Genomic DNA, 23527 nt, shown 5'->3' with positions numbered 1-23527 from the left:
ACGGCGCCGCACTCGAGCTGCCCTGCGACAACCCGCAAGGCAGTCGGCAAAGCCGTCATGCCCTCGTGCTGCACAGTCGCCTCGACAAGGCCTTCACCCGGCAGTTGCTGCAACAGGCCCCGGCCGCTTATCGCACGCAGGTCAACGACCTGCTGCTGACCGCGCTGGCGCGGGTCATCAGCCGCTGGACCGGCCACGCCGACACCTTGATCCAGCTGGAGGGCCACGGCCGCGAAGACCTGTTCGACGATGTCGACCTGACCCGCACGGTCGGCTGGTTCACCAGCCTGTTCCCGGTGCGCCTGACACCGGCAGATTCCTTTGCGGCGGCGATCAAGCAGATCAAGGAACAACTGCGCGCCATTCCGAACAAGGGCATTGGTTTCGGCGTGCTGCGCCATCTCGGTGACGCCGCCACCCAGACCAGCCTCAAGGCGCTGGCGATGCCGCGCATCACCTTCAACTATCTGGGCCAGTTCGACGGCAGCTTCGATGCCGAGGACGGCGCGTTGTTCAGCCCGGCCGGTGAAAACGCCGGGCTGGAGCAAAGCCTCGATGCGCCGCTGGATAACTGGCTGGGCGTCGAAGGTCAGGTCTATGACGGCGAACTCGACCTGCGCTGGACCTTCAGCCGCGAGCAATTCAACGAGGCGACCATCGCCGGGCTGGCCGAGGATTATGAGCGTGAACTGCAAGCGTTGATCCGCCATTGCTGCGAGGCGGATTCGATGGGCGTGACGCCGTCGGACTTCCCGCTGGCGCAGATCGATCAGGCGCAACTGGACGCGATCCCGGTGCCGGCCGCCCATATCGAAGACCTCTATCCGTTGTCGCCGATGCAACAGGGCATGTTGTTCCACACCTTGTACGAGCAGGGCACCGGCACCTACATCAATCAGTTGTGCGTCGATGTCGACGGCCTCGATCCCGAGCGTTTCCGCGCGGCATGGCAAGCGACCATGGACGCCCACGACATCCTGCGCAGCGGTTTCATCTGGCAGGGCCAATTGCAGGAACAACTGCAAATCATCCATCGCCAACTGACGTTGCCGTACACGCTGCTCGACTGGCGCGAGCGCAGTGACATCGCTCAGGCCCTCAAGGATTTCACCGCTGCCGATCTGGCCGAAGGTTTCGACCTGACCCGGCCCGGGCTGCTGCGGGTGACCCTGATTCGCATCGACGACAACCGTCATCACCTGATCTTCACCAACCACCACATTCTGATGGACGGCTGGAGCAGCGCGCAGATGCTTGGCGAAGTCCTGCAACGTTATGCCGGGCAGCAACCGCCGCATCCGGTCAGCCGTTATGCGGATTACATCCAGTGGCTGCAACGCCAGGACGCCGCCGTCAGCGAAGCGTTCTGGCTGCAACAACTGGCGGATTTCCACGAGCCTGCGATGCTGGCGCAGGCCGCTGCCGGCGGTGGCGAGGTGCGCAGCGAAGTCGGTCACCGGCTCAAGCATTACGAGCTCGATGCACCGCGCACCGCTCGATTGAACGCCTTCGTCCGTGAACAGAAAGTCACCGTCAACACCCTGGTGCAAGCCGCGTGGCTGCTGCTGTTGCAGCGTTACACCGGCAGCGCCTGCGTGGCGTTCGGCACCACCGTGGCCGGGCGTCCGGCGGAACTGGTGGGCATCGAGCAGCAGGTCGGCCTGTTCATCAACACCTTGCCGGTGATCGCCGGCAGTCGTCCCGATCAGACCGTGGCGGCATGGCTGGCGGCGGTACAGGCGCAGAACCTGTCGCTGCGCGAGTTCGAGCACACACCGCTGGCGAACATCCAGCGCTGGGCCGGGCAGGGCGGCGAGTCGTTGTTCGACACGCTGCTGGTATTCGAGAACTTCCCGATTTCCGAAGCCTTGCAACACGGCACCGCCCAGGGCGTGGTATTCGGCGAAGTGGCCAACCAGGATCAGACCCACTATCCGCTGACCCTCGGCGTGACGCTGGGCGAAACCCTGGCGCTGCACATGAGCTTCGACCAGACGCATTTCAGCGTCGCCACCGTCGAGCGCCTGAGCGCACAGCTGCTGCACCTGCTGGAACAATTTGCCGAGTCCGCCGAACGTCGTCTGGGTGAAATCGCTTTGGCCACTGCCGACGAACAGGCACAGCAGCAGGCGCAAAACCATCCACAGGCGTATCCGGTCGATATCCCGGTACACCAGCGCTACGCCAGGCTGGCGGCGCAGCAACCGGATCGCACGGCGGTCATTTTCGATGGCAAACATTACAGCTACGGCGAACTGGATGCCCGGGCCAACCGCCTGGCCCATGAACTGGTGGCCCGTGGCGTGCGCGCCGAAGTGCGGGTCGGCGTGGCGATGCCGCGTGGTGAAGGGCTGATCGTTGCCTTGCTCGCGGTGCTCAAGGCCGGCGGCGCCTATGTGCCGCTGGATACGAGCTACCCGCGCGAGCGTCTGGCGTACCTGATGCAGGATGGCGGTCTGGCACTGCTGCTGACCGATTCCCGTGTGTCGGCGCAACTGCCGCTCGACGACGCCATGAGCGTGCTGGAACTCGATCGCCTCGACCTCAGCGGCCATTCGGCACAGGCGCCAGTGGTGACGCTGGATCCGGACAATCTGGCCTACGTCATCTACACCTCCGGTTCCACCGGCAATCCGAAAGGTGTCAGCGTCACCCACAGGCCGCTGGCGATGCACTGCCAGGCCATCGGCGAGCGCTACGAAATGCGCGACAGCGATTGCGAATTCCATTTCATGTCGTTCGCCTTCGACGGCGCCCATGAGCGCTGGCTGACCAGCCTGACCCACGGCGGCTCGCTGCTGATCCGCGACGACAGCCTGTGGACCCCGGAGCAGACCTATAACGCGATGATCCAACACGGCGTGACCGTGGCCGCGTTCCCGCCGGTGTACCTGCAACAGCTGGCCGAACACGCCGAGCGCACGGGCAATCCGCCGCAGGTGCGCATCTACTGCTTCGGCGGCGATGCGGTGCCGAGCGCCAGTTTCGAACGGGTCAAACGTGCGCTGAACCCGGAATACATCATCAACGGCTACGGCCCGACCGAAACCGTGGTCACACCGCTGATCTGGAAGGCCGGTCGCGAAGTGCCGTGCGGTGCCGCGTATGCGCCGATCGGCAGCCGCATCGGCGACCGCAGCGCCTACGTGCTCGACGCCGATCTGAACCTGCTGCCCCAAGGCATGGCCGGCGAGCTGTACCTCGGTGGCAGCGGCGTGGCCCGGGGGTATCTGAACCGTCCGGCGATGACCGCCGAGCGCTTTGTCGCGGATCCGTTCAGCACGACCGGTGGTGTGCTGTATCGCACCGGCGACCTGGTGCGCCAGCGCCCTGATGGCACCTTCGATTACCTGGAGCGTATCGACAATCAGGTGAAGATCCGGGGTTTCCGTATCGAACTGGGCGAGATCGAAGCCCGTCTGCAAGCTCTCGATGGCGTGCGCGAAGCGGTGGTGGTGGCTCAGGAAAGCGCCGGCAGCAAACGACTGGTGGCGTACGTGGTCGGCGACTCGCAACAGGCGGATTTCGCCGAGCAATTGCGGGCGCAACTCAAGGCCACATTGCCGGCGCACATGGTGCCGGCCTACGTGCTGACCCTTGAGCGCATGCCGCTGACGCCGAACGGCAAACTCGATCGCAAAAACCTGCCGAAGCCCGACGTCAGTCAGTTGCAGCAAACCTACGTGGCACCGCAAAGCGCACTGGAGCAGCAACTGGCAACGATCTGGCAGGACGTGCTGAAGCTGGAGCGCGTCGGTCTGACCGACAACTTCTTCGAGCTGGGCGGCGATTCGATCATTTCGATCCAGGTGGTCAGCCGTGCCCGTCAGGCCGGGTTGCGCTTCACCCCGAAAGACCTGTTCCAGCACCAGACCATTCAGGCGCTGGCCAATGTGGTGCAGACCGGCGAACCGGTGCAGCCGATCGATCAGCAACCGGTGACCGGCGAAACCGCATTGCTGCCGATTCATCAGTGGTTCTTCGCGCAGCCGATTCCTGACCGTCATCACTGGAACCAGTCGGTGATGCTCAAGACTACTCAAGCGTTGGATGCGGTTGTTCTTGAGCAGGCGCTGGATGCGGTGGTGGCGCATCACGACAGTTTGCGCCTGGCGTTTGTCGAGCAGGCCCGGGGCTGGACGGCGCAGTATCGCGATGTCGAAACCCAGGCAGGCGAAACCGTGCTGTGGCAGGTGGACGTCGCCGATCTGGCGGCCCTCGAAGCCCTCGGCGACAAGGCCCAGCGCAGCCTGCAACTGAGCGACGGTTCGCTGATCCGCGCGGTGCTGGCGAACCTGACCGATGGCAGCCAGCGTCTGCTGCTGGTGGTTCATCACCTGGTGGTGGATGGCGTGTCGTGGCGGATTCTGTTCGAAGATCTGCAAAGCGCTTACCGGCAGATCCAGTCGGGCGCAGCCGTACACCTGCCGGCCAGGACCAGTGCGGTGAAAGCCTGGGCCGAAGCCTTGCAGGACTACGCCGGCAGTGCGCCGTTGCAAGCCGAGCTGGGCTATTGGCAACAGCAACTGCAAGGCACATCGAATGCATTGCCGTGCGACAACCCGCAGGGTGGCCAGCAGCATTGCCAGGCCATGGCAATCCGCACGCCTCTGGACAAGACACTGACCCGCCAGCTGTTGCAGGAAGCCCCGGCGGCCTACCGTACTCAGGTCAACGACCTGTTGCTGACCGCATTGGCCCGGGTGATGGTGCGCTGGACCGGCGACGATCATGTGCTGGTGCAACTGGAAGGGCACGGTCGCGAAGACTTGTTTGATCACGTCGACCTGACCCGCACCGTGGGCTGGTTCACCAGCCTGTTCCCGGCAAAGCTGACCCCGGTCGCTGACCTCGGCACCTCGCTGAAGCAGATCAAGGAACAACTGCGGGCGATCCCGAACAAAGGCATCGGCTTCGGCGCTCTTTCACATCTGGGCGACGACCACGCCCGGGCCACTGTGCAGGCGCTGCCGACGCCGCGCCTGACCTTCAACTATCTGGGCCAGTTCGACGGCAGTTTCGAGGCGGGCGACGCCGCACTGTTCGTGCCGACCAGCGAGTCCGGTGGCGAAGAAGTGAATATGCAGGGGCCGCTGGGCAGCCCGCTGGCCCTCGACGGCAAGGTGTTCAACGGCGAACTGGACCTGAGCTGGACCTTCAGCCGCGAGATGTTCGAGCCGGCGACCATCCAGCGCCTGGCCGACGACTATCTGCAAGAACTGACCGCCCTGATCGCCCATTGCTGTGACCGCGCCAACCGTGGCGTGACCCCGTCGGACTTCCCGCTGGCGACCCTGACCCAGGCTCAGCTCGACGTGCTGGCGCCGCAACCGCAGGCCATCGACGACATCTACCCGCTGTCACCGATGCAGCAGGGCATGCTGTTCCACACTCTGCTTGAACACGGCAACGGCGACTACATCAACCAGATGCGCCTGGACGTCGATGGCGTCGACCCGCAGCGTTTCCGCGCCGCGTGGCAAGCGGTGGTGGATGCCCATGACATCCTGCGTACCGGATTCGTCTGGCAGGGTGATCTGGAGCAACCGGTGCAAGTGGTGCAGCGTCAGCTCGACGTGCCGTTCCGCGTACTTGACTGGAGCGGCCAGGCCGATCTCGATGCCGCGCTGAAAAAACTCGCCGATGACGAACGTGCCCAAGGCCTGGACCTGACCCGCGCACCGTTGCTGCGGCTGGTGCTGGTGCGCGTCGCCGAAAACCGGCACCACCTGATCTACACCAACCATCACATCCTGATGGACGGCTGGAGCAGCGCGCAGTTGCTCGGCGAAGTGTTGCAGCACTACAGCGGCGAAGCGGTGCCGCGTCCGACCGGGCGTTACCGCGATTACATTGCCTGGCTGCAGCGTCAGGATGCCGCCACCGCCGAAGCCTTCTGGCTGGCGGCGCTGGGCAACCTGCAGGAGCCGACCCGTCTGGCCGATGCCATTGCGCGGCCGAGTGTCGGTTTGCCGAGCGTCGGTTACGGCGATCATTTCCAGGTACTCGATGCCGGTCTGACCCAGTGTCTGGGCGAGTTCGCCCGGGCCTCGAAAGTCACCGTCAACACCCTTGTGCAAGCCGCGTGGCTGCTGCTGTTGCAACGCTACACCGGCAAGGATTGCGTGGCGTTCGGCGCCACTGTCGCCGGGCGTCCGGCGGATCTGCCGGGGGCCGAGCAGCAGGTCGGTCTGTTTATCAACACCTTGCCGGTGATCGCCGCGCCGCAAGCGCAGCAGAGCCTGGCCAGCTGGCTGCAGGCCGTGCAGGCGCAGAACCTGGCGCTGCGCGAGTTCGAACACACGCCGCTGGCACAGATTCAGCGCTGGGCCGGGCAGGGCGGTGACGCGTTGTTCGACAGCCTGATGGTGTTCGAGAACTATCCGATCGCCGAAGCGCTGGAGCACGGCGCACCGCAAGGCCTGCGATTCGGTCCGGTGGAGAACCACGAGCAGACCAACTATCCGTTGACCCTGCTGGTGCATCTGGGGGCCGAACTGTCGGTGCACTTCAGTTATCAGCGCGACCGTTTTGCCGACGTCAGCGTGGCGCAACTGGGCGAGCACTTGCAGCGTTTGCTTGAGCAAATGACCGAGGCGGGCGAGCGCTCGCTCAGCGAGTTGCATCTGCTCGAAACGGCTGCGGTTCACAGCGATTTCGTCACCGACCTGTGCATCCACCAGAGCATCGCCCGTCAGGTGGCCGCAACCCCGAATGCGCTGGCCGTCACCTTCGCCGACACGCAGTTGACCTACGCCGAACTGGATGTGCAGGCCAACCGTCTCGCGCACAAGCTGATCGAACTCGGCGTCGGCCCGGAAGTGCCGGTGGGCGTGGCGTTGCCACGTTCCGAGCAGTTGCTGATTGCCTTGCTGGCAGTGCTCAAGGCCGGTGGCGCCTACGTGCCGCTGGACCCGGACTACCCGGCCGACCGCGTGGCGTACATGCTCGAAGACAGCCGTGCGCGAGTGTTGCTGACGGAGCAGGAACTGGCTGCCACGTTGGCCGTGCCTTCCGACACGCAAGTGTTGTTGCTGGATCAAGTTGAACTGCACGGCTATCCGGTTCAGACACCGCATACCGCAGTGACCCCGGACAACCTCGCCTACGTGATCTACACCTCCGGTTCCACCGGCAAGCCGAAAGGCGTGGCGATCGCCCATCGCAACGTCATGGCGCTGATCGACTGGTCGGCCAAGGTCTACCGCCGCGAAGACATCCAGGGCGTGCTGGCCTCGACCTCGGTGTGCTTCGACCTGTCGGTGTGGGAGCTGTTTGTGACCCTGGCCAACGGCGGCTCGCTGATCATCGCCCGCAACGCGCTGGAACTGCCGCAACTGCCGGCGCGGGATCAGGTGCGCCTGATCAACACCGTGCCGTCGGCGATCAATGCGCTGCAACGTGCCGGGCAGATTCCGCCGGGCGTGCGGATCATCAACCTGGCGGGCGAGCCGCTCAAGCAAGGGCTGGTGGACACGCTCTATCAGCAGCCGGACATCGAGCATGTCTACGACCTGTACGGCCCTTCGGAAGACACTACTTACTCGACCTGGATCCGCCGCACTGCCGGTGGTCAGGCGCGTATCGGTCGAGCCCTGGATCACTCCGCCAGTCATTTGCTCGATGCCGATCTGCAAGCGGTGCCGCAGGGTGTGTCGGCCGAGCTGTACCTGTCCGGTGCCGGTGTCACCCGCGGTTATCTGGGCAAAGCGGCGATGACCGCCGAGAAGTTCGTGCCCCATCCGTTCGCCCGCAACGGCGAGCGCCTCTACCGCACCGGCGACTTGATCCGCCAGCGCGAAGACGGCGAACTGGAGTACATGGGCCGGATCGACCATCAGGTGAAAATCCGTGGTTTCCGTATCGAGCTGGGCGAAATCGAAGCGCGCCTGCTGGCGCAACCGGGCATCAGCGAGGCGGCCGTGCTGGCGGTCGAGGCCGACGGCGGCGCGCAATTGGTGGCCTACGTGGTCGCTGCACAACTGGACGTGTACGACGGTGAAGCGCAGCGACAACGGCGCGACGGACTAAAGACTGGCCTCAAGTCTTCGTTACCTGACTACATGATTCCCGCGCACCTGCTGTTCCTCGAGCAGTTGCCCCTGACTCCCAACGGCAAGCTCGACCGCAAGGCGCTGCCGGCGGTGGATGCCAGCCAGATGCAGGCCGCGTATGTCGCGCCGCAATCGGAGCTTGAGCAACAGGTCGCGGCAATCTGGCAGCAAGTGCTCACCGTGGAACGCATCGGTCTGAACGACCATTTCTTCGAACTCGGCGGGCACTCGCTGCTGGCGGTCAATGTCGTGTCGCGCATCGCCCTTGAACTGGGCCTGACGCTGACACCGCAACTGCTATTCCAGCACCCCGTCCTGGGCGACTTTGTCGCTCGACTCGATACAGGAGGCGGGGCAATCAACGAACAGAAACTGAACAAGCTGGAAGCCCTGCTTGACGATATGGAGGAGTTCTGATGGACACGAGTGTTGCTTTGAGGATTGCCAAGCGCTTTATCACTCTGCCGCTGGACAAACGTAAGCTCTACCTGGAAAAGATGCTCGAAGAGGGCGTCTCGCCGGCCAACCTGCCGATTCCGGAAACTCGCTCAAGCTTCGAGGCGATCCCGCTGTCCTACGCCCAGGAACGCCAGTTGTTCCTGTGGCAGATGGACCCGCACAGCACCGCGTACCACATCCCCAGCGCCTTGCGCTTGAAGGGCACGCTGGATGTCGCGGCGCTGGAACGCAGTTTCAACGCGGTGGTTGCCCGCCACGAAAGCCTGCGCACCACGTTCGTCGAGCAGGGTGAAACCTTTTGCCAGCAGGTTCACGAGCAGATGCCGCTGAGCATCACCGTCGAGACGCTGGCGCCCGGAGAGGACACCGACGCCGCGATCAAGGCTTTCGTCGAGCACGAAACCGCTCGCCCGTTCAATCTGCAACAGGGTCCGTTGTTGCGAGTGTCATTGCTCAAGGTCGGTGAGGACGATCATGTGCTGGCGCTGATCCAGCACCACATCATCTCCGATGGCTGGTCGATGCAAGTGCTGGTCGGCGAGCTGATCCAGCATTACGCCGCCGACACCGGCGGCCAGTCCCTGAACCTGCCGCCGCTTGAGGTGCAGTACGCCGACTACGCGATCTGGCAACGCCATTGGCTGGAGGCCGGCGAGCGTGAACGGCAGCTGAAATACTGGATCGACACCCTCGGCGGCGAACAGCCGGTGCTGGAGCTGCCGATCGATCATCCGCGCCCGGTGGTGCAGAGTTTCCGGGGCGCACGCCTCGATCTGAACTTGCCGACCGCGTTGGGTGATGCCCTCAAGCAAATGGCCCAGCGCGAAGGCGCCAGCCTGTTCATGGTGCTGCTGGCATCGTTCCAGGCCTTGCTGCATCGCTACAGCGGCCAGTCGCAAATCCGCGTCGGCGTGCCGACTGCCAACCGCAACCGGGTGGAAACCGAGGGCCTGATCGGCTTCTTCGTCAACACTCAGGTCTTGAGTGCGGACGTCCACGGACAACTGCCGTTCAATCAATTGCTGGCCCAGGTCAAGCAATCGGCGATGGCCGCCCAGGCCCATCAGGACTTGCCGTTCGAGCAATTGATCGAAGCCCTGCAACCGGAACGCAGCCTGAGCCACAGCCCGGTGTTCCAGGTGATGTACAACCACCAGGCGGTCAACGACCAGACCCGGCGCCAGAGTCAGGTGCAACTGCCGCAACTGAGTGTCGAGGACATCGTCTGGGAGGGCCGCACCGCGCAGTTCGACCTGACCCTCGGCACCTACGAATCCAGCGACGGCGTGGCGGCGGAGCTGACTTACGCCACCGACCTGTTCAAGCCGCAAACCATCGAACGCCTGGCGCGTCACTGGCTGAACCTGTTGCACGGCATTGTCGCCGCGCCGCACCAGCGTGTCGGCGAACTGCCGCTGCTGGAAACCACCGAACATCAAGTGTTGTTGCAGGACTGGAAACGTGTGGTCGATCACGCTGCGCCGGCCCCGTGCGTGCAGCAACGCATCGCTTTGCAGGCCGAACGAACCCCTGAAGCCACCGCGCTGATCGTTGGCGAGGCTGTGCTGACTTACGGCCAGTTGAACGCCCGCGCCAACCAGCTCGCGCACAAATTGATCGAGCTGGGCGTCGGCCCGGATCGGCTGGTGGGCATCGCGGTCGAGCGCAGTGTCGAAATGATCGTCGGCCTGCTGGCGATCCTCAAGGCCGGCGGCGCTTATGTACCGCTGGACCCGGCCTACCCGGAAGATCGTCTGGCCTACATGATCGAGGACAGCGGCCTCGCGCTGCTGCTGACCCAGTCGCCTCTGCAAACACAGTTGCCGATCCCGGCGGGTCTGGCCACGGTGTTGCTGGATCAACCGCAGGACTGGCTGGCGGCGTACCCGACCGCAGCGCCTGAGGTGGCCGTGACCGGCGAGCATCTGGCCTACACGATTTACACCTCCGGATCCACCGGCAAGCCGAAAGGCGTGATGGTGCGCCACGCTGCCCTGAGCAACTTCGTCGCGAGCATGGTCGAGCAACCGGGCATTGCTGCGGCGGATCGCATGCTGTCGCTGACCACGTTCTCCTTCGATATTTTCGGCCTGGAAATCTACGGCCCGCTGCTTGCCGGCGCCGCCGTGGTGCTGACCGGCAAGGATGTGCATCAGGATCCGCAAGCGGTGCTCGAACTGATCGCCCGCCACGGCGTGACGATGCTGCAAGCCACGCCTTCGACCTGGCGCATGCTGCTGGACAACGAACACGCCTCGATTCTCGATGGCCGCATCTTCCTCTGCGGCGGTGAAGCGCTGCCCCAGGAGCTGGCGCAACGCATGCTGGCGCGTTCGCCGCAGGTCTGGAACCTCTACGGTCCGACCGAAACCACCATCTGGTCGGCATTGCATCCGCTGAGCCCGGACAACAGCCGTCCGTTCCTCGGCAAGCCGATCGACAACACGGCGTTGTACATCCTCGGCAGCGATCTGGAACTCAATCCGCCCGGCGCGCCGGGCGAACTGTTGATCGGTGGTGACGGTCTGGCCCGGGGGTACTTCCAGCGTCCGGCATTGACCGCCGAACGCTTTGTGCCGGACCCGTTCTCGACCACCGGCGAGCGTCTGTATCGCACCGGTGACCTGACCCGTTACCGCGCCGAGGGCGTGATCGAATACATCGGACGGATCGACCATCAGGTGAAAATCCGTGGTTTCCGCATCGAGCTGGGGGAAATCGAAGCGCGCCTGCTGGCGCTCGACAGCGTGCGCGAAACGGTGGTGGTCGCTCAGGATGGCCCGACCGGCCCGCAACTGGTGGGCTATGTGGTGCCGGCATCCGGCGAAGTGCTGGACGCCGATGGCGAAGCCGCGTTGCGCGCCGCGCTCAAGACCAGCCTCAAGGCTGAACTGCCGGAGTACATGGTGCCGGCGCACGTGCTGTTCCTCGCGCAACTGCCGCTGACCCCCAACGGCAAGGTCGACCGCAAGGCCTTGCCGGCGCCGGACGCCAGTCAGATGCAATCGGCCTACATCGCGCCGCAGACCGCCACCCAGCACACCGTCGCCGAGATCTGGCAAACGGTGCTGAAACTGGAACAGGTAGGGCTGAGTGACCATTTCTTCGAGCTGGGCGGCCATTCGCTGTTGGTGACCCAGGTCGTCTCGCGGGTGCGTCAGGCGCTCAATGTGCAAGTGCCGCTGCGCACTCTGTTCGAACACAGCACCCTGGCAGACTTCGTCGCCGCCCTCGGGGTCGAGCAGGCGCAGCAGGAGCCGCCGATCGTTGCGCTGCCGCGTCTGCAACCGTTGACGCTGTCCTACGCTCAGGAACGCCAGTGGTTCCTCTGGCAACTGGAACCGACCAGCACCGCCTACCACGTGCCGGCCGCGCTGCGCCTGCGCGGTGAGCTGGACCTGCCGGCGTTGCAGCGCAGCTTCGATGCACTGATCGCCCGCCACGAATCGCTGCGCACCTGCTTTGTGCAAGAGCAAGGCCAGACCCTGCAAGTGATCCAGGCGCAGGCTTCGCTGGAGATTGTCGTCGAAAGCACCGACAGCGAGCTGGATGAGTCCGCGTTGCAAGCGTTGGTCGCCGAAGAAACCCTGCATCTGTTCGACCTGCAGAAAGGCCCGCTGCTGCGGGTCAAACTGCTGCGCCTGGCCGCCGATGACCACGCACTGATCATCACCTTGCACCACATCGTCTCCGACGGCTGGTCGATGGGCATCATGGTCAACGAACTGGTGGCGCTGTATGCCGCGTACAGCGAAGGCAAGACTGCGCAACTGCCGGCGCTGCCGGTGCAGTACGCCGACTACGCCGTGTGGCAGCGTCAGTGGATGGACGCCGGTGAGCGCGAGCGCCAGCTGAGCTACTGGACCGCGCAACTGGGCGACGGCGACCAGCCGTTGCTGGAACTGCCGACCGACCGTCCGCGTCCGCCGGAGCAAAGTTACCGTGGCGCGCGTCAGGACATCCCGCTGAGCGCGGAACTGGCCGCCGGCCTGAAACAGGTCGCGCAACGGGAAAACGTCACCCTGTTCGCGCTGCTGCTGGCGTCGTTCCAGACCCTGCTGCATCGCTACAGCGGCCAGGCCGACATTCGCGTCGGCGTGCCGGTGGCCAACCGCAACCGGGTCGAGACCGAAGGCCTGATCGGCTTTTTCGTCAACACCCAGGTGCTGAAGGCCGAGTTCGACAGTCAGCAGACCTTCCGCAGTCTGCTGCAGCAAGTGAAGCGCACCGTGCTCGGCGCCCAGGCCCATCAGGACCTGCCGTTCGAGCAACTGGTGGACGCGTTGCAACCGGAACGCAGTCTCAGCCACAGCCCGCTGTTCCAGGTGCTGCACAACCACCAGAGCCAGGCCCGTCGGGCACAAGGCGCGACGCGTCTGCCGAAGATCGAGATCGAAGGCCTGAGCTGGGTGTCGCACACCGCGCAGTTCGACCTGACCCTCGATACTTTCGAGTCGGCGGACAACGTCTGGGCCGAACTGACCTACGCCACCGACCTGTTCGACGCGGCCACCATGGAGCGTCTGGCGCAGCACTGGACGAATCTTCTGCACGGCATCATCGCGGACTGCGGCCAGCGCATCGCCGAGCTGCCGCTGCATGACGCCGCCGAACGTCAGGCCACGCTGCTGCAATGGAACCCGGCCGTGGCCGATTTCCCGAGCGAGGCGTGTCTGCATCAACTGATCGAGGCGCAGGCCGCGCGTGCGCCGCAAGCAATCGCCGTCACTTATGGTGAACAGACACTGAGCTACGGCGAGCTCAACAGCCGCGCCAACCAGTTGGCCTACAAGCTGATTGCCAGTGGTGTCGGGCCGGACGAGCGTGTCGGTCTGGCGGTGGAGCGCAGCCTGGAAATGCTCGTCGGCCTGCTGGCGATTCTCAAGGCCGGCGGCGCCTATGTGCCGCTCGACCCGGCGTATCCGGAAGATCGTCTGGCCTACATGATCGGCGACAGCGGCATCGCTCTGCTGCTGACCCAAAGTCATCTGCTGGGTCGTCTGCCGGTGCCGGACTCGGTGCGCAGCCTGATGCTCGATCAGGAGCACGACGGCCTCGAAGGTTTCAGCGACAGCAACCCGCAAGTGTCGATGAGCCCGGACAACCTGGCTTACGTGATCTACACCTCCGGTTCCACCGGCCAGCCGAAGGGCACCTTGCTCGCCCATCACAATGTGCTGCGCCTGTTCAAGGCCACCGATGGCTGGTTCGATTTCGGCCCGCAGGATGTCTGGAGCCTGTTCCATTCCTACGCGTTCGACTTCTCGGTCTGGGAAATCTTCGGTGCGCTGCTGTACGGCGGCAAACTGGTGGTGGTGCCCTATGAGACCAGCCGTTCGCCGGAGGATTTCTACGGCTTGCTGTGCCGTGAAGGCGTCACCGTCCTCAACCAGACGCCATCGGCATTCAAGCAACTGATGCAAGTGGCGTGCGCTCCGGAACACGCGGCTGCGCAACCGTGCCTGCGTTACGTGGTGTTCGGCGGCGAGGCGCTGGAAGTGAAGAGCCTGCGCCCATGGTTCGAGCGCTTCGGCGATCAGGCCCCGCAACTGATCAACATGTACGGCATCACCGAAACCACGGTTCACGTGACGTATCGGCCGATCTCCCTCGCCGACTTGCAACACGATGCCGGCAGCCCGATCGGCGAGCCGATTCCGGACTTGTCCTGGTACTTGCTTGACGGCGACCTGAACCCGGTGGCCAAGGGCTGCATCGGTGAGCTGTACGTCGGTCGCGCCGGCCTTGCTCGCGGTTATCTGAACCGCCCGGACCTGACCACGCTGCGCTTCATTCCCGATCCGTTTGCCGCCGATGGCGGGCGTCTGTACCGCACCGGTGACCTGGCGCGTTTTCGCGCCGACGGCGTGATCGAATACATCGGCCGGATCGACCATCAGGTGAAGATTCGCGGCTTCCGCATCGAGCTTGGCGAGATCGAAGCGCAGTTGCTCGAACAGGCCGCCGTGCGTCAAGCGGTGGTGCTGGCGCAGCCGGGTCCCAGCGGTCAGCAACTGGTGGCTTACCTGGTGCCGAGCGACGCGGCATTGCTCGATGCCGGCGCCGCCGAACAGGGCCAGTGGCGTGACAGCGTGCGGGCCGCACTCAAGGAAAACCTGCCGGATCACATGATCCCGGCGCACTTGCTGTTGCTCGAACAATTGCCGCTGACCGCCAACGGCAAACTCAATCGCAGTGCCTTGCCATCCCCGGATGCCAGTCAGGCGCAACAGGCCTATCAGGCCCCGCAAAGCGAACTGGAACAGCGCCTGGCCGAGATCTGGCAAGACGTGCTGAAGCTGCCGCAAGTCGGCCTGAACGACAACTTCTTCGAGCTGGGCGGCGATTCGATCATCTCGATCCAGGTGGTCAGCCGCGCCCGTCAGGCCGGCATTCGTCTGAACCCCAAAGACCTGTTCCAGCACCAGACCGTACAGCGTCTGGCGCTGGTCGCGCAGACCGGCGACAGTGACTCGGCCATCGATCAGCAACCAGTCACCGGCCCGGCGTTGCTGCTGCCGATCCAGCAGCAGTTCTTTGAAGATGACATCCCCGAGCGTCACCACTGGAACCAGTCGGTGCTGCTCAAGCCACGCCAATCGCTGGACGCCGAAAAGGTCGAGCAAGCGTTGCGCACGCTGGTCATCCATCACGATGCCTTGCGTCTGAGCTTCAACCGGCAGGACAACGGATGGCAGGCGCAACACCTGTCGGTCGACGCCTTGCCGCATGACCTGCTCTGGCAAGAAGCCATTGGCGACATCGCGGATCTCGAAGCCTTGGGCAACCACGCCCAGCGCAGCCTCGACCTGCAAAACGGCCCGTTACTGCGTGGGGTGCTGGCGAACCTCGCCGACGGTACGCAGCGCCTGTTGCTGGTGATCCATCACCTGGCGGTGGACGGCGTGTCATGGCGGATTCTGCTGGAAGACTTGCAAACCACTTATCAGCAAGCCCTCAGCGGTCAGGCCCCGAGCCTGCCGGCCAAGACCAGCGCCTTCAAGGACTGGAGCGAACACTTGCAGCGCTACGCCAACGGCCCGGCGTTGCAGGCAGAACTGGCTTACTGGCAGGCCTGCCTGAGCGACGTCAGCACCGATCTGCCGTGCAAGCGCAGCGATGCCGGCCAGCAAAATCGTCTGGCGCACACCGTGCAGACCCGCCTCGGCGCGGAACTGACCCGGCAGTTGCTGCAAGAAGCCCCGGCGGCCTATCGCACTCAGGTCAATGACCTGCTGCTGACCGCGCTGGCCCGGGTGATCGGGCGCTGGAGCGGGCAGCCATCGACGCTGATTCAACTGGAAGGCCATGGTCGCGAAGAGCTGTTCGACGGTGTCGACCTGACCCGCACCGTGGGCTGGTTCACCAGCCTGTTCCCGGTGCGCCTGACCCCGGCTGAAGGCGCGGGAGAGTCGATCAAGCAGATCAAGGAGCAATTGCGCTCAATCCCGAACAAAGGCATCGGTTTCGGGGCGTTGCGTCACCTCGGTGATGCCGACGCGCAAAACAGCCTGAAGGCGTTGCCGATTCCGCGCATCACCTTCAACTACCTTGGCCAGTTCGACGGCAGTTTCGAAGCCGATGACGGCGCGCTGTTCGCGCCGGCGCCGGACAATGCCGGCCTGGAGCAGAGCCCGGATGCACCGCTGGGTAACTGGCTGACCCTCAACGGTCAGGTGTATGGCGGTGAACTGAGCGTTGGCTGGACCTTCAGTGAAGAACGTTTCGACAGCGCCACCATTGAAGCCCTGGCCCGCGACTACGCCGATGAGCTGGCCGCGCTGATCGCCCATTGCCTGACGCCGGGCGTGGAAGGCCTGACCCCGTCGGACTTCCCGCTGGCCGGCCTGACCCAGGCACAACTCGACAGTCTGCCGCTGCCGGCTCCGCAGATTGCCGATATCTATCCGCTGTCGGCAATGCAGCAGGGCATGCTGTTCCACAGCCTGTATGAGCAGGCAACCGGCGATTACATCAACCAGGTTCGCCTCGACGTCGAAGGCCTCGACCCGCAGCGCTTCCGGCAGGCCTGGCAAGCGGCGGTGGATAACCACGACATCCTGCGCACCAGTTTCGTCTGGCAAGGCCAGGTGGCGCGTCCGGTGCAAGTGGTGCACAAACAACTGGAGATGCCGTTCAGCGTGCTCGACTGGCGTGATCGCAGTGCCGATCCGGCAGCCCTGGATCAGTTGGCCGCGAGCGAACAGGCGCAAGGTTTCGATCTGAGTCACGGCCCGTTGCTGCGCATGGTCGTGGTGCGTCTGGACGAGCGGCGTTGTCACCTGATTTACACCAACCACCACATCCTGATGGACGGCTGGAGCAACTCGCAGCTGCTCGGTGAAGTCCTCCAGCGTTATGCCGGTGAAACCCTGCCGGCGCCCGCCGGGCGTTATCGCGACTACATCGAATGGTTGCAACGTCAGGACGCCAGCGTCAGCGAACACTACTGGACCGCGCAACTGGCCAACCTGCAGGAGCCGACCCGCCTGGCCCAGGCGATTCAGGCCCAGCGCAGCGACGAGTCGCGTGAAGGTCATGGTGAGCGCTACGTGTTCATCGATGCCGATCAGACCCGGCGTCTGGGCGAGTTCGCCCGGCAGCAGAAGGTCACCCTCAACACCTTGCTCCAGGCCGCATGGCTGCTGCTGTTGCAGCGCCTGACCGGGCAGGACAGCGTGGCGTTCGGCGCCACCGTGGCCGGGCGTCCGACCGAACTCAAGGGTGTCGAGCAGCAGATCGGCCTGTTCATCAACACCTTGCCGGTGATCGCCAGCCCGCGTCCGGACGACAGCGTCGGCCAGTGGCTGCAGCGTGTGCAGGCGCAAAACATCGGCCTGCGCGAACACGAACACACGCCGTTGTTCGATATTCAGCGCTGGGCCGGGCAGAGCGGTGAAGCGCTGTTCGACAACATTCTGGTGTTTGAAAACTATCCCGTGTCCCAGGCGCTGGAGCAGGGCGCACCGCAGGAGCTGCGTTTCGGGGGCATCGACAACCACGAGCAGACCAATTACCCGCTGACCCTGGCGGTGAATGTCAGCGATGAGCTGTCGCTGCACTACAGCTACCAGCGCGGGCACTTCACCGATTCGGTGATCGAGCAATTGAGCGCGCAACTGCACAACCTGTTGCAGCAGATGGTGCAGTCGGGTGAGGCCATGCTCGGTGCGCTGGACCTGCTCGACAGCACCGACCGCCGTTTGATGGTCGAGCAGTGGAACGCCACCGCCGTCGACTATCCGCTGGAGCAGGGCGTACACACCCTGATCGAAGCTCAGGCCCTGCGCACCCCGGACGCACCGGCGCTGGTGTTTGCCGGCCAGACCCTGAGCTACGCACAGCTCAATGCCCGCGCCAACCAGCTGGCCCATGGCTTGATCGCCCGTGGGGTCGGCCCGGATGTGCTGGTCGGTATTGCGGTCGAGCGCAGCCTGGAAATGGTCATCGGCCTGCTGGCGATCCTCAAGGCTGGCGGCGCCTACGTACCGCTGGACCCGGAATACCCGCGTGATCGCCTGAGCTACATGATTGCCGACAGCGGCATCGGCCAGTTGCTGACCCAGCCGCACTTGCTGGCCAGCCTGCCGATTCCCGATGGCGTACAGACCCTCTGCCTGGAACCCTCCGGCGCGGACTTCGCCGGGTGGCCAAAGCATAACCCGCAGGTCGAATACGACGCCGGCAACCTGGCCTACGTGATCTACACCTCCGGTTCCACCGGTATGCCCAAAGGCGCGGGCAACGCCCATCGCGCCCTGACCAACCGCCTGATGTGGATGCAACAGGCCTACGGCCTGGACGCCAGCGACACCGTGCTGCAGAAAACCCCGTTCAGCTTCGACGTGTCGGTGTGGGAGTTCTTCTGGCCGTTGATGACCGGCGCCCGACTGGTGGTCGCGGCACCGGGTGACCATCGCGATCCGGCGAAGCTGATTGCGCTGATCAACGCCGAGCGTGTCACCACGCTGCACTTCGTGCCGTCGATGCTGCAGGCCTTCCTGCAGGACACCAACGTTGCGAGCTGCACCGGTCTCAAGCGCATCGTCTGCAGCGGTGAAGCGCTGCCGGTGGATGCGCAGGTGCAGGTGTTCGCCAAACTGCCACGGGCCGGTCTGTTCAACCTGTACGGCCCGACCGAAGCGGCCATCGACGTGACCCACTGGACCTGCCGCGACGAAGGTCGCGATGGTGTGCCGATCGGTCAGCCGATTGCCAACCTGTCGACCTTCATTCTCGACAGCGGCCTCAATCCGCTGCCGGTGGGTGTGGCCGGTGAGCTGTACCTCGGCGGCATCGGTCTGGCCCGTGGTTATCACCGTCGTCCGGGGCTGAGCGCCGAGCGCTTTGTCGCCAGCCCGTTCGCGGCCGGCGAGCGGATGTACCGCACCGGTGATCTGGCGCGTTACCGCGCCGACGGCGTGATCGAGTACGTCGGGCGCATCGATCATCAAGTCAAACTGCGCGGTCTGCGCATTGAGCTCGGTGAAATCGAAGCGCGGCTGATGGAGCATGCTGCCGTGCGTGAAGCGGTCGTGGTTGCCCGTGATGTGCTGGGCAGCCAACAACTGGTGGCGTACCTGGTGCCGAGCGATCCGGCGACGCTCGATGCTCCGGACACCGTGCGCAATGAACTGCACGAGAGCCTGTCGACCTGGCTGGGCGCGAGCCTGCCGGATTACATGGTGCCGGCGCACCGGATGTGGCTGGCGCGGATGCCGCTGAGCCCCAACGGCAAGCTCGACCGCAAGCGTCTGCCGGCGCTCGAGTTCTCGGCTTCGCAGCAACATGTCGAGCCGGTCAACCCTACCGAGCAGGCATTGGTGGAGATCTGGAAAGAGGTGCTGGGTCTTGAGCGGATCAGCACCACCGACAGTTTCTTCGCCTTGGGCGGCGACTCGATCATCTCGATTCAGGTGGTCAGCCGCGCCCGTCAGCAGGGCCTCGAATTGAGCCCGAAAGACCTGTTCCAGCAACCGACCATCCAGCAACTGGCCGTGCGTACCCGGGCTACTGAAGGCACCCAGGCACCGCAGACCGCGCTGGTCGACCTGCCGCTGCACGGCTTGAGCGAGGCGCAGATTGCCGAGCTGCCATTGCCGGAAGGGCAACTGGTCGGGCTGTACCGCTTGTCGCCGATGCAGCAGGGCATGCTGTTCCTTGGTCTGAATTCGCCGGACGGCGACCTCTATATCAACCAGGTGAGCATTCCGGTGCAGGGCCTGGAGCCGGCGCGCTTGAAGGCCGCGTGGGAAGCGGTGAGCCGTCGCCACGACATTCTGCGCACCGGTTTCCTCTGGCAGGACATGGCCGAGCCGTTGCAATTCGTGCTCGCTGATCCGCAACTGCCGGTGAGCCTGCTCGACTGGCGTGATCAGGACCACTCGCAAGCCGCGTTGCAGGCGCTGGCCGCCAGTGAACGGGCCAAGGGGTTCGACCTCGACCGTCCGCCGCTGCAACGCCTGACGCTGGTGCAAGTGGGCGAGGACAGTTATCAACTGATCTGGACTTATCACCACATCCTGATCGATGGCTGGAGCAGTTCGCAGTTGATCGGCGAAGTGCTGAGCCTGTATTCAGGCCAGCCGCTGGCCGAAGCCGTGCCGTACCGCCGCTACATCAACTGGCTGCAACAGCAGGATGCCAACGCCAGCGAAGGTTTCTGGCGTGAACATTTGCGTCTGCTCGACGAGCCGACCTACCTCGCCGACGCGGTGGCGCGCACCGGTGACGGTCGCGGTCATGAAGCGCTGTACAGCCGTCTGGGCGAAACCCGCACCGAACAGCTCAAAGCCTTCGCCCAGTCCCAACAGGTCACCCTCAATACGCTGGTGCAGGGCGCGTGGCTGATGCTGCTCAGCCGTTACAGCGGCCAGCGCAGCGTGACCTTCGGCGCTACCGTGGCCGGGCGCCCGGCGAGCCTGCCGGCGTCGGAATCGATCCTCGGCCTGTTCATCAACACCTTGCCGGTGATCAAGGATGTGCCGGCGCAACAGGCGGTCGGTGACTGGCTGCGCGACCTGCAGGACTTCAACCTGGAAATGCGCGAGCGTGAATACACGCCGCTGTCCGACGTCCAGCGTTGGGCCGGTCGCACCGGGCAGTCGCTGTTCGACAGCATCATCGTGTTCGAGAACCATCCGATCGATCAGGCGTTGCGTGAGTGGCGCGACGACTCGCTGAAGTTTGGCGAGAGCGCCAGCGCGGGCCTGACCAACTTCCCGATGGACCTGATGGTCACCCTCGAAGAAGGACTGGTGATCGAGTACATGTTCCTGCGCGAGCACTTCGACCGGGCGACCGTCGAAGGCATCCGCAGCAACATGGAGGGATTGCTGGTTGCGCTGACCGAAGACGCTGCGCAACCGCTGGGCCGCATCGGCCTGCCGACCGCGCAGGTGGCGGACAAGGCGCCGATTGCGGTGCAGCCGCCAGCGCTGGCGGTGCATCAGCGCATCGGCCAGTGGGCTGCGCAACGCGGCGAGCAAACCGCGGTGGTCTTCAATGATCAAGCGTTCAGCTACGCCCGGATCGAGGCCCGGGCCAATCGTCTGGCCCATGCGCTGATCGCCGAAGGCGTCGGCCCGGAAGTGCGGGTCGGCGTGGCGTTGCCGCGTAGCGAAAACATGATCGTCGCGCTGCTGGCGGTGCTCAAGGCGGGCGGTGCCTATGTGCCGCTGGACGCGACCTATCCTCGCGAGCGCTTGAGTTATCTGATGCGCGATTCCGGTATCGCGCTGCTGCTCAGTGATTCGAGCCTGCGTCAGGTGATGCCGACCCAGGACAACCTGCATGTGCTGGAACTGGATCGACTGGACCTGAGCGCCCATCTGGATACGGCGCCACAGGTTTCGGTAGAACCGGGCAATCTGGCGTACGTGATTTACACCTCCGGCTCCACCGGTTTGCCGAAAGGCGTCGGCGTGGCCCACGGGCCGCTGGCGATGCACTGCGAGGCGATCGGTCAGCGGTATGAAATGAGCGAAGCCGATTGCGAGTTGCACTTCATGTCGTTCGCTTTCGACGGCGCCCACGAGCGCTGGCTGACCACGCTGACCCATGGCGCACGCCTGCTGATCCGTGACGACAGCCTGTGGACGGCCGAGCAGACGTACAACGCCATGCATCAGCACGGCGTGAGCGTGGCGGCGTTCCCGCCGGTGTACCTGCAACAGCTGGCCGAACACGCCGAGCAACACGGCAATCCGCCGCCGGTACGCATCTACTGCTTCGGTGGCGACGCAGTGCCGGTGGCGAGCTTCGAACTGGCCCGGCGTGCGCTCAAGCCGCAGTACATCATCAACGGCTACGGCCCGACCGAAACCGTGGTCACGCCGCTGATCTGGAAGGCCGGCGCCGAAGATGAATGCGGCGCCGCCTACGCGCCGATCGGCAGTGTGGTCGGCGAGCGCAGCGGTTACGTGCTCGACAGCGATCTCAACCGTTTGCCGGTGGGCATCGCCGGCGAGCTGTATCTCGGCGGGGCGCTGGCGCGAGGTTATCTGGGCCGTTCCGGCGGCACCGCCGAGCGTTTCGTGGCCAACCCGTTCAGCGCCGATGGCAGTCGCCTGTACCGCACCGGCGACCTGGTGCGCCAGCGTGCCGACGGTACGGTCGACTACCTGGGGCGGATCGACCATCAGGTGAAAATCCGTGGTTTCCGTATCGAGCTGGGTGAAGTCGAGGCGCGCCTCAAGCAACAACCGGGCGTGCGCGATGCAGCCGTGGTCGCCCGCGAGGGCGTCAGCGGCAAACAACTGCTCGGCTACGTGCTGGCCAGTGCCGATGCATCGGAAGGTCTGTGCGAACGCCTGCGTGAACAGCTCAAGGCCAGCCTGCCGGACTACATGGTGCCTGCGCACCTGATGTTGCTCGAACGCATGCCGCTGACGCCGAACGGCAAACTCGACCGCAAGGCCTTGCCGGACCCGGACGCCGAACAGCGTCAGGATTACGTGGCGCCACGTACCGAGCTGGAGAAGGCCCTGGCGAAGATCTGGCAGGAGGTGCTGAAGATCGAACGGGTCGGCCTCACCGACAACTTCTTCGAGCTGGGCGGCGATTCGATTCTCAGCCTGCAGGTGGTTGCCCGCAGCCGCGTACTCAAGGCCCAGGGCTTGAGCCTGAAACTGCGCGACCTGATGCAGAAACCGAGCATCGGCGAGCTGGTGGCCAGCGTTCAGGGCTCGACCGGGAGGGCTACCGGGCTGCTGGCGATGAATGCCGAGGTCAAGGGCAAGGCACCGTTGTTCTGCATCCATGCCGGTTTCGGCACGGTGTTCGACTACGAGCCGCTGGCCCGTCGCTTGAGCGGTCAGCGCCAGGTGCTGGCGATCCAGTCGCGGATGTTGCTCGACCCGACTTTCAGCGATACGTCGCTGGAAAGCATGGCCAGCGATTACGTGGCGCAGATCCGCGAGAAACAGCCGCAGGGGCCGTATCACCTGCTGGGCTGGTCGCTCGGCGGTACGCTGGCGATGCTGATGGCGGCGCAGCTTGAGCGGGAAGGGCAGCAGGTGCAGTTCGTCGGTCTGGTGGACAGCTTCGTGGCGTCGGCGGCGATCAATGCCGGGGCCGTGGATGACTGGCGAGCCGATTTGCGTGATTTCCTGCGGGTCACGTTGCCGGACGCTTCGGACGTGTCCATCGAGGGTGAGGAAACCCCGCAGAACCTGCGCGCGATCTTCAGCACCGCGATGGGCACCGAGAGCGGAGCGTCGACCTACGTGGCGCTGGGGGCCGAGGAGCTGGCCCATGTGTTCAGCGTGGCGCGCCGGCTCAAGCAGTTGTCGTTGCAACTCGACCGCTGCCCGCCGCTGGCGGTGCAGCCGATCTGCTGGTGGACTCTCGGCCGCGAAGAGGAGGCAGTGGAACTGGCCGCGCAACTCGAACAGCCGGGAATGGGCGGCGAATGGCTGGACTGCGGGCACTTCCAGATCCCGCGGGACGAAACTTTCCTGTCCGAGGCTGAAGAAATGCTCGGCGAGTTCGTTGAATCAGTAGTCATGTCCTGA

At 64.6% G+C, this 23527-nt stretch carries 2 protein-coding genes (1 of these 2 only partly in view); both read left to right on the top strand.

Annotation, left to right across the window (positions count from 1 at the left end):
• Window positions 1-8471, top strand: the 3' portion of a protein-coding gene (locus tag ACK6BI_RS10330) for a non-ribosomal peptide synthase/polyketide synthase (protein WP_409317001.1). Its footprint begins 3940 nt before the window's first position; the window shows 8471 of its 12411 coding nt (coding positions 3941-12411); its start codon lies off the left edge, out of view; it ends in the stop codon at window positions 8469-8471.
• Complete coding sequence (locus ACK6BI_RS10325; RefSeq protein WP_409317000.1) at window positions 8471-23527, top strand: non-ribosomal peptide synthase/polyketide synthase; 15057 nt, start codon at window positions 8471-8473, stop codon at window positions 23525-23527. Before ACK6BI_RS10330 ends, ACK6BI_RS10325 begins: the two co-directional genes overlap by 1 nt.

Source organism: Pseudomonas sp. KCJK9016, from assembly GCF_046231795.1.
In the GTDB taxonomy this organism is placed as follows: domain Bacteria; phylum Pseudomonadota; class Gammaproteobacteria; order Pseudomonadales; family Pseudomonadaceae; genus Aquipseudomonas; species Aquipseudomonas bananamidigenes.
Note: the sequence above shows the minus strand (reverse complement) of the source record. Positions and strands in the feature narration are given on the sequence as shown.